The organism is Pseudomonas sp. 43(2021) (assembly GCF_017490805.1).
In the GTDB taxonomy this organism is placed as follows: domain Bacteria; phylum Pseudomonadota; class Gammaproteobacteria; order Pseudomonadales; family Pseudomonadaceae; genus Aquipseudomonas.
Map to the genome: position 1 here is coordinate 1 of NZ_JAFGYJ010000128.1, position 667 is coordinate 667.

The window sequence follows — 667 nt, forward strand, 5'->3', positions numbered from 1 at the left end:
GTATGCCGCCGGCCCCAAATACCTGCTGCTCAGCGCTCTGCTCTACGCGCCTGGCTCGTTGATTTACCTGGGCACGCTGAAAACGCGTCAGGGTCAGCCGCTCAGCGGTCCGGAAACGGGTGTATTGATCATCATCTGGGCCGCCGCGATTTACGCTGGCCGGATGTTGTGGTCCGGAACGTTGACGTTGTAAGCAAGATTCCTCAGTCCTGGCGGCTCGCATAGAGGATGTTTTTCGGCCGCCTTTCGTTCGAACAGGAGTACCGAAATGAGCAATTCCGTGAAGAAGATGCCAGTTGCTACCGATACCGCCAACAAACCTGCCGAGCATACGATTGCCGCAGACCTCTGGCGTCCTTTGGAGAAGCTGCGTCAGCAAGTCGATCATCTTTTCGAAGACTTCAACCGTGGCTCAGGGCTCTCTCCCTTTGGTCGCGGGCTATTTGACGTCGAGCCTTTGTGGCGTCGCGAGCTGCACGGCCAAAGCATGCCGGCGGTCGACATCAGCGAGAAAGACAAAAGCTACGAGATCACCGCTGAGCTGCCTGGCATGGATCAAAAGAACATCGAGATCAAACTGTCGAATGGCAGCCTGATCATCAAAGGCGAGAAAAAAGACAACAAGGAGGAAAAGCGCAAGGGGTATCACCTCAGCGAGCGTTACTAC

At 55.6% G+C, this 667-nt stretch carries 1 protein-coding gene and 1 pseudogene; both read left to right on the top strand.

Annotation, left to right across the window (positions count from 1 at the left end):
- Positions 1–193: pseudogene (locus tag J5M71_RS26320) on the top strand (arginine-ornithine antiporter); the annotation flags it as partial.
- Positions 194–268: 75 nt separating this feature from the next.
- A partial coding sequence (locus J5M71_RS26325) for an Hsp20/alpha crystallin family protein (RefSeq protein WP_207838395.1) occupies positions 269–667 on the top strand: 399 nt, incomplete at its 3' end.